We start from the raw sequence: 7,904 nt of genomic DNA, 5'->3' as shown, positions 1-7,904 counted from the left end.
CTCCGACCTCCCTTCGAGATCGGAAAATGTGTCACGGATGTCTCCGAACACCTGTCACGGATGTCCCCGGTCTGAACACTTGCGGGAGAGGGTGGCCCGAAGGGCCGGGTGAGGGGTTGAAGAACGGGACCGCCGTGACAGTCTGACCGCTGTCGCGGCGGTTTTCGCTTGTGCGACCCCTCATCCGTCGCCTTCCGGCGACACCTTCTCCCGCAAGGGGAGAAGGGTTATCTGAGGGCGGGGGCTGAAGGAGTTTCGATGGCCGCGTCCAAGTTCGTCCCGCCCGCCCTCGCCCTCTCCCTGTCTCTGACGTCCTCGGCCCTGGCGCAGACCGCGCCGCCGTCGACCGTCGACCTGGGCCAGGCTCCGGCGCAGGACGAGAGCGCGGTGGTCGCCGAGCTGACCGTGGTCGCCAAGCCGCCCGGACCGGCGGTCTGGCTGGCCGAGAAGGACGGCGCCAAGCTCTACATCCTGGGTTCGGCCCCGCCCCTGCCCCATCAGTTGAAATGGTCCAGTCCGCGCCTGGACAAGGCGCTCGACAAGGCCAGCCTCGTGCTGGTCCCGCCAGAAGCCTCGGTCGGCGTGACCCAGATCGCGGGCTTTGTGCTGCGGTTCGGCGCGGGCCTGCGCCAGCCGCTCGGCAAGTCGCTGGAAAATGAGCTGCCGCCGGACCTGAAGGCCCGCTTCGTCGAGTCCCGGACCCAGGCGCGCAAGGGGCCGGGCGACTACAAGAACTGGAAGCCGGCGGTGGCGGGGTTCCTCTTGCTGTCGGACTTCCGCCAGGCGGCGGGCCTCTCCGAGGCCAAGCCGATCAGCACGGTCGAGCGCATGGCCAAGGCCCGCAAGCTGAAGGTCAAGGCGGTCGGCCAGTACCGGATGAGCGCGGTGACGACGATCGCCTCGAAGCTCTCGCCCGAGGACCAGCTCTATTGCCTGCGCGTGGCGCTGGACGAGATCGCCTATGACGGGGCGCATTCGACGACGATCGGCCGGGACTGGGCCGAGGGCGACCTCGCGTCCGTTCGGGCCCGCTACCGCGCCAGCGCCGCCCAGCGCTGCCTGATCCACGCCCCCGGCGGCGCCGAGCTGCTGGAAAAGGGCGTGGCGCTGACGACCGACGCCATGACCGAGGCGCTGAAGCGGCCCGGCGTCACGGTGGCGGTGGTGGATCTGGGCTTCCTGCTGCCCGCCAACGGCGTGCTCGATCGCCTGAAGGCGGGCGGCGCGACGATTACCTCGCCGGTCGAATAACAACGTCCGCCCGCTTGACGGTCTGGCGTCAAGGCCGTCAGCCTCGACCTGCCTTTGGGAGGGATCGGGGATGAGAAGGATGATGATCGCGGCGGCGGGCCTGGCCCTGTTGGCCGCCGGCGCCGCGCGGGCCGAGGTGGTCGACGCCCAGCCGAACGGCTTCGAGGTCCGCCAGACCTTGGTGATCGACGCGCCGGCGTCCCGGGTCTGGGAGGTGCTGGTCCAGCCCGCCAAGTGGTGGGCCTCGGCCCATACCTGGTCGCGGTCGGCCGCCAATCTGTCGCTGGCTGCGGCGTCCGGCGGCTGCTTCTGCGAACGGCTGCCCGATGGCGGCTCGGTCGTCCACATGACCACGGTCAACGCCGCGCCCGGACAGAAACTGGTGCTCTCCGGCGCCCTGGGGCCGCTGCAGAGCTCGGGCGCGACCGGGGCGCTGACGTTCCTGCTCGCGGAGAAGGACGGCAAGACGACGTTGACCGTCATCTACGACGTCGGCGGTTACCTGAGGGGCGGCCTCGACAAGTGGGCCGGCGGCGTCGACGGCGTCATCGGCCAGCAGGTTGCGGGCCTGAAGGCGGCGGCCGAGGGGAAGTAAATCCCCTCTCCCCGTGCGGGAGAGGGTGGACGCCGCAGGCGGACGGGTGAGGGGTCTCACAGACACAAACGCCGCGACAGCCCATGGGCCGGCCGCGGCGTCAGACGTTTATCAACCCCTCATCCGACCCTTCGGGCCACCTTCTCCCGCAAGGGGAGAAGGAAGGAGACCTAAACTCACCCCACGTCGGCCAGGTCGCTGTCGCCGCTGGCGCCCAACAGGGCCATCTGCAGGCGCGAGCGGTCGCGGCGCGCCGCTTCCAGGGCGCCTTCGGCCAGGGCGTTTTCCGAGGTGAGGCGCTCGATGGTCGCCTGCAGTCCGGCGACCTTTTCCTCGTGCTCGCGACGGATCTGGTCCTGCGCTTCCTGCATGGCGTCCAGGCGGGCGCGGAGCTGCTGGGCGCGGTCCTCGGCGCGCTTCATGGCCTTTTCCTGAGCAACGGCGCTCTTGGCCAGCTGGTCGGCGCGCTCGATGGCCGTGGCGCGGGCGGTGTCGACGCCGGCGTGACGCTGGCGCAGGCCTTCGGCCTCTTCCTCCAGGGCGCGGATGCGTTCCAGGGCCCGTTCCAGCGCGACGTTGAGGTCGCCGGCGCGACGCTCGACCGCCTTCTGGTGGGCGCTGGACTCGGCCAGGCGGGCCGAGAGCTGGGTGTTCATCTCTTCCAGCTTGTCGGCGCGGCCCGTCGCGGTCTCGAGGCGGGTCTGCAGGGCGGAGATCTCGGCGCGGCTGGCCTCGACCTGGCTTTCCAGGCCGCGAATGGTGCGGCCACTGTCGGTCTGGTGGGCGGCGAGCGCATTCTCCAGCGCCTGGACGCGGGCGCGTTCGGCGGCGATCTGGGCTTCGAGGTCGGTCTCGATGCGTGACAGGCGGGCGAGATCCAGGCCGGCCTGGTCAACGCGCTTCTTGAGCGTCGCGGCTTCCTCGCCCAGCAGGGCGTTTTCCTGGTTGGCGCGGGCGAGGGCGGCCTCGGCGTCGCCGCGGCGGGTGTCGATGTCCTGGGCCTGGGCGCGCAGGCCTTCGACGTCCTGCACCAGGTGCTCGATGCGGGCGTTGGAGTCGCGCAGGGAGGCGTCGAGGTTGGAGACCTTCAGGTCCGACTGCAGCAGGGCGTTGCGCAGGCGGTCGATCTCGAGGGCGTTGTCCTCGAGCGTGACGTCCTGGCTCTGGCGGCGGGCCTCGGACTCGCCCAGGGCGGTTTCGGCGGCGGCCAGACGGGCGCTGACTTCCCGTTCCTCGGCCTGGATCTGGGCGATCTGGCGCTGGGCCTGCTCGAAATTGGCGCGCAGGGCGATCAGTTCGGCGTGCTCGGCGCGGCGGGCCTCGAACTCTTGGCCGACAGGGCCGCGGATCTCGGCGATCAGCGGCTCGATCGCCTTCAGGTGCTCCATCACCCGGCCGATGCTGTCGAGCCCGCCATGGATGGTCTCGTACCGCTGGCCGATGGCCTGGGTGGACTCGATCTGGTGAAGCATCGTCTCGCTGCGGGCGTCGTCGCCCAGAACCGCCGGCTTGGCGTTCTTGTCCCGAGAATTCTTCGACAGCAGTCTCATCTCGCCCACCTCAGCCCATGCGAGCCCGCCGCGTTCTCCGGAACGCTGGACGGACGCCGCGAATCTCTTACCCAGAGGTTAACAACCTAGTTCACGCAAGAGATGGATGTCGAGTGGACACATCCGCGACGCTGCGTCGCGGCGCAAGACTTGACCGTTTTATTTCTGGGGACTGGCGAGAGATTCAGCGGCGCGCACGCGAGAGACCGCGTTGACGACCGCGGCGATGCGCAGGGCCGCCTGGATCTGGACGGGCGTCGCCCCTCGCCGGCGCAGTTCGGCCTCGTGATGATCGAGGCAAGCGCCGCAACCGTTGATCGCCGAGGCCGCGAGGGCCCAGAGTTCGTGGTCGACCGCCGAAACCCCCGGTCGCGACAGCCGGTTCATCCGCAGGCGCGAGGGCAGGTCGCGATATTCGCTCGCCTCCATCAGGTGCAGCGCGCGGAAATAGACGTTGGTCATGGCCATGGCGGCTGACGCGGTCTTGGCGCCGTCCAGCGCCTCCGCGGAAAGCCCTGCCGCGAGGGCGGCCGCTTCCAGCGCCCCTAGCGTCGAGCCCTCGCCGGCGGCGTGGGCGCTGGCGACGAAGCAGCCCCACCTGGCCTGGTCTGACAGAACCGTCTCTGCGGCGAGCACCGAAAGGTTCGTGGCGATGTCCCGCGCATAGGCCGGCAGCGCGGCGCGCAAGGCTTCGATCGACATGGGCGGAGCTCCCCGGCTGGAGACGGCCGCATAGCACTGTCCGGAGACGGCGTCCCGGTCCGCCGGAAAGGGCTGAGGCGGACCGGGACCTAGGCGGGCTTCGGGTCGGTGGGGAGACATCCGAAGCCTTGCGCCAGGAGGATCAGATACCGACCGGCTCAAAAGTTATCCAATCGATAGTTTTTTGGATTCCGATAGAAAGCGCCTATATTTGCTTCCATGCTCCCGACCCTTCGCCAACTGCAATATCTGAAGCTGCTGTCCGAGCACGGCTCGTTCAGCCGCGCGGCCGAGAACGCCCACGTCACCCAGCCCACCCTGTCGGCCGGCATCCAGGAGCTGGAGAAGATCCTCGGCGCGCCCGTGGTCGACCGCGCCCGCTCGGGGGTGATCCTGACCGCGGCGGGCCAGGAAGCGGTGCGCCGCGCCGAGGACATCCTGGCGCGGGCCGAGGACCTGGTGCAGGCCGCGCGCGGCGCCGGCCAGCCTCTGTCGGGACGCTTCCGCCTGGGCGTGATCCCGACCGTGGCCCCCTATCTGCTCCCCCGCGCCCTGCCCGTGCTGCGCGACCGGTTCCCCAAGCTGAAGCTGTTCCTGCGCGAGGACCTGACCCAGAGGCTGATCGGCGCCCTGAAGTCCGGCGCCCTGGACGCGGCCCTGATCGCCCTGCCCTACGACATGAGCGGCCTGGACTGGGCCCATGTCGAGGACGACGAACTGCTGGCCGCCGCGCCCGCCAACCACCCGATGGCGGCCTCTGTCCGCGTCGACCCCGACAGCCTGCGCGGCGATGACCTGATCCTGCTGGAGGACGGCCACTGCCTGCGCGACCACGCCCTGGCCGCCTGCGGCCTGGAGCCGCCGAAAGGCGTCGGCGAGGAGGAAAGCTTCGCCGCCACGTCCCTCCCGACCCTGGTGCAGATGATCGGCTCGGGCCTCGGCGTCTCGTTCCTGCCCGCCATGGCGGTGCAGGCGGGGCTCACGGACAAGGCGGCCGTCACCGTGCGCCCTCTGGCGACCGAGCATCCCAGCCGCGAGATCGTGGTGGCCTGGCGGTCGGGCTCCAGCCGCTCGGTCGAGGGCCGGCTGCTGGCCGAGACCCTGCGCGAGGCGGTCTGAGCCTTACTTGCCGCCCAGCTTGGCGCGGGCGGCGGCGTCGACGCGATCCACGCCCTTCAGCGTGTCGCCGGTCGCCTCCAGCATGGTGTCGAATACCTTCAGGTCGGCGGTGGTGATCTTGCGCACCTTGTGCTCGCGCGACCATTCCAGGCCAATCGTCTGGCCCAGGCGGCAGGCCTTGGGCAGCAGGGCGGCGCGCTCGCCCGGTCCGCCCTTGACCAGCAGCTTGTCGACGATCTCGTTCCAGTTCGGCCCGCCGGGTACGCACAGGGTCAGGTGATCGCAGGTCCCGGTCCAGAAGCGCTTGTACCAGCGCTCGTGCTCGGGGCTGTCGTAGCGATTGGCAGCCGGCGACACGACGCCCTGGCAATCGGTTCTGACATAACTCTGGGCCTGGGCGTTTCCGGCGACCAGCAGGACCCCGGCCCAGGCGGCGACGGCCAGGCGCTTAGACCGCATGGGCGATCGGTCCGTCGGCGCGCCCTTCCACGAACTGGCGCACATAGGGATTGTCGGTCGTCTGGAGATCGGCGGCGGGTCCCCGCCACACGATCTTGCCGCCGTGCAGCATGGCGATCTCGTCGCCGATCGTCTGGGCCGAGGCCAGGTCGTGGGTGATCGACACGGCGGTCGAACCCAGGCGCCGCACCTGGTCGGAGATCAGCTCGTTGATCGCCGCCGCCGTGATCGGGTCGAGGCCGGTGGTCGGCTCGTCAAAGAACAGGATCTCGGGCCGCGCGACGACCGCGCGGGCCAGGCCGGCCCGCTTCTGCATGCCGCCCGACAGCTCCGAGGGGAAGCGGTCGGCGACGGCGGGATCCAGCCGCACCTGCTCCAGCGCCTCGATCGCCCGCTCGCGAGCCTGCTTGCGCGGCACGCCATCGGCGTTCAGCAGGCGGAAGGCGACGTTTTCCCAGACGCTCAGGCTGTCGAACAGGGCCGCGCCCTGAAACAGCACGCCGACCCGCGAGAACAGCTTGCGCTGCTTGGTTTCCGGTAGGCCGACGACGTCTTCGCCGTCCAGCTCGATCCGGCCGCTGTCGGGCCGCATCAGGCCGAGCGCGGTTTTGATGGTCACCGACTTGCCCTGGCCCGAGCCGCCGATGATCACCAGCGAGCGGCCGGGCGCGACCGACAGGTCCAGGCCGTCCAGGACCGCGCGACCGTCGAAACGCTTGGTGACGCCCTTCCAGGCCAGTTTCGGAGTGTCTGTCATCGCATGTGGGTGAAGAAGGTGGTCAGGAGGTAGTCCGAGGCGAAGATCAGGATCGCCGAGGACACCACGGCGTGGGTCGTCGCCCGGCCGACGCCGCGCGCCCCGCCCGAGGCGTTGTAGCCGTGGTAGCAGCCCATCAGGGCCACGATGAAGCCGAACACCGCCGCCTTGATCAGGCCCGAGACGACGTCCCAGCTTTCCAGGAAGCTGATGGTGTTGCGGATGTAGACGGTCGGATTGAACTCCAGCACCCGCGTGGCGACCAGCCAGCCGCCGGCGACGCCGATCGTGTCGGCCACCGCCGTCAGGATGGGAAGCATCAGCACCGCCGCCAGCAGGCGCGGCGCGACCAGATAGCGGAACGGGTCGGTGGACAGGGTCCGCATCGCGTCGATCTGCTCGGTGGCCCGCATGGCGCCGATCTCGGCGGCGATGGCGGCCGAGACGCGGCCGGCCAGCATCAGGGCGGCCAGCACGGGGCCCAGCTCGCGGGTGATGCCCAGCGCCACGATCTGCGGCATCACCTGCTCGGCGTTGAAGCGGCCGCCGCCGGTGAAGATGTTCAGCGCCAGGGCCGCGCCCGTGAACACGGCGGTCAAGCCCACGACGGGCAGCGAGAAGAAGCCGATCGCCATGAACTGGCGCAGCAGCTGGCCGGGAAACCACGGCGGGCTCAGCGCCGCGGCGGCGCCGCGGGCGGCGAACATGCCGACCGACCCGACCATGCGAACGGCGGCCAGGGTCGAGCGTCCCAGCGCCTGGATGGGATTGACGGCGGCTTTCCGGGCCGCCTCGCCGGCGGTCATCTCAGTAGCTCTCGGCCGGCTGCGAGGCCGCCGGCGCGGGCGCCGAGGTCGAGCCAGTCGCCCCGCTCGAGCCGCCGCCTTGCGGGCGGATCACCGAGCCGATCAGGCCGAAGATGTCGACCGCGCCTTGGGTGTTCTCGATCTCGCCGCCGGGCTTCAGGTCGTCCAGCGACGCGCCGGGCGCGATGGCGATATGCGCCCCGCCGAGCAGGCCGTCGCTGGTGATCTTGGCCGTCGAGTCGGCCGGCAGCTTCACCGTCGGATCGATGCTGAGCTTGGCGACCGCCAGATAGGTCTTGGGCTCAAGCGTCACCTGCGAGACCGTGCCGACCTTGACGCCCGCGACGCTGACGGCCGCGCCGGGCGCCAGGGAGCCGGCCTCGCCGAACTTGGCGCTGATCTCGTAGTTCCCGCGCTTGGTCGAGACGCCTCCCACGCTGAGGGAATAGGTCAGGAAGCCGCCGGCCAGGGCCAGGACCACCACGCCCATGGCCGTCTCGGCCCACTGTTCGCGCAACGCCATGTCTTATCCGTCCTCGAACGCCCCGCCGCTTAGCGACCCTTGGCGCCCTGCCCCTTTTGAAGTTGGTTGATCAGCACGTCGATGTTGCCGCCGGCGTTGTCGATCGTCGAGACGAAGTCCTGCTGCTGGGTGATGGCCAGCC

At 70.1% G+C, this 7,904-nt stretch carries 9 protein-coding genes and 1 pseudogene; 3 read left to right on the top strand and 7 right to left on the bottom strand.

All coding sequences use genetic code 11. The features are described 5' to 3' along the window. The first annotated feature begins 258 nt into the window (after positions 1-258). Both DI526_RS22600 and DI526_RS22595 read left to right on the top strand, forming a co-directional pair. Positions 259-1,251 carry a TraB/GumN family protein gene (locus tag DI526_RS22600; protein ID WP_304283052.1) on the top strand — a complete coding sequence of 331 codons (993 nt, stop codon included), beginning with the start codon at positions 259-261 and terminating at the stop codon, positions 1,249-1,251. 70 nt (positions 1,252-1,321) lie between these two features. After that, complete coding sequence (locus tag DI526_RS22595; RefSeq protein ID WP_304283050.1) at positions 1,322-1,846, top strand: SRPBCC domain-containing protein; 525 nt, start codon at positions 1,322-1,324, stop codon at positions 1,844-1,846. Positions 1,847-2,022: 176 nt separating this feature from the next. On the opposite strand, the gene creS is transcribed toward DI526_RS22595, so the two are convergent. Both creS and DI526_RS22585 read right to left on the bottom strand, forming a co-directional pair. After that, complete coding sequence (gene creS / locus DI526_RS22590; protein ID WP_304283048.1) at positions 2,023-3,396, bottom strand: crescentin; 1,374 nt, start codon at positions 3,394-3,396, stop codon at positions 2,023-2,025. A gap of 159 nt (positions 3,397-3,555) precedes the next feature. Beyond that, the gene (locus DI526_RS22585; RefSeq protein WP_304283045.1) at positions 3,556-4,098 is read right to left on the bottom strand and encodes a carboxymuconolactone decarboxylase family protein; all 543 of its coding nucleotides are present in this window, start codon (positions 4,096-4,098) and stop codon (positions 3,556-3,558) included. Positions 4,099-4,317: 219 nt separating this feature from the next. On the opposite strand from DI526_RS22585, the gene DI526_RS22580 reads away from it, so the two are divergent. Next, positions 4,318-5,217, top strand: a complete 900-nt coding sequence (locus tag DI526_RS22580) for a hydrogen peroxide-inducible genes activator (protein ID WP_304283042.1) — start codon at positions 4,318-4,320, stop codon at positions 5,215-5,217. Positions 5,218-5,220: 3 nt separating this feature from the next. Here the strand turns inward: DI526_RS22580 and DI526_RS22575 are convergent, their stop codons facing one another. The 5 genes and pseudogenes from DI526_RS22575 to DI526_RS22555 form a co-directional block, all read right to left on the bottom strand. Then, positions 5,221-5,676: a hypothetical protein gene (locus DI526_RS22575; RefSeq protein WP_304283039.1), complete on the bottom strand. Its 456-nt coding sequence runs from the start codon at positions 5,674-5,676 to the stop codon at positions 5,221-5,223. After that, complete coding sequence (locus tag DI526_RS22570; RefSeq protein ID WP_304283037.1) at positions 5,666-6,433, bottom strand: ABC transporter ATP-binding protein; 768 nt, start codon at positions 6,431-6,433, stop codon at positions 5,666-5,668. Before DI526_RS22570 ends, DI526_RS22575 begins: the two co-directional genes overlap by 11 nt. Then, positions 6,430-7,239: an ABC transporter permease gene (locus tag DI526_RS22565; protein ID WP_304283035.1), complete on the bottom strand. Its 810-nt coding sequence runs from the start codon at positions 7,237-7,239 to the stop codon at positions 6,430-6,432. The genes DI526_RS22570 and DI526_RS22565 overlap by 4 nt, the downstream gene beginning before the upstream one ends. Before the next feature lies 1 nt (position 7,240). Then, on the bottom strand, positions 7,241-7,762 hold the full coding sequence (gene mlaD, locus DI526_RS22560; protein ID WP_304283033.1) for an outer membrane lipid asymmetry maintenance protein MlaD: 522 nt from the start codon (positions 7,760-7,762) through the stop codon (positions 7,241-7,243). 29 nt (positions 7,763-7,791) lie between these two features. After that, positions 7,792-7,904 (bottom strand): annotated as a pseudogene (locus tag DI526_RS22555) (ABC transporter substrate-binding protein); the annotation flags it as partial.

It is taken from the genome of Caulobacter segnis, from assembly GCF_003243465.1.
In the GTDB taxonomy this organism is placed as follows: domain Bacteria; phylum Pseudomonadota; class Alphaproteobacteria; order Caulobacterales; family Caulobacteraceae; genus Caulobacter; species Caulobacter segnis_A.
The sequence above is the reverse complement of the archived record's forward strand: the minus strand, read 5'-3'. Positions and strand labels throughout refer to the sequence as shown.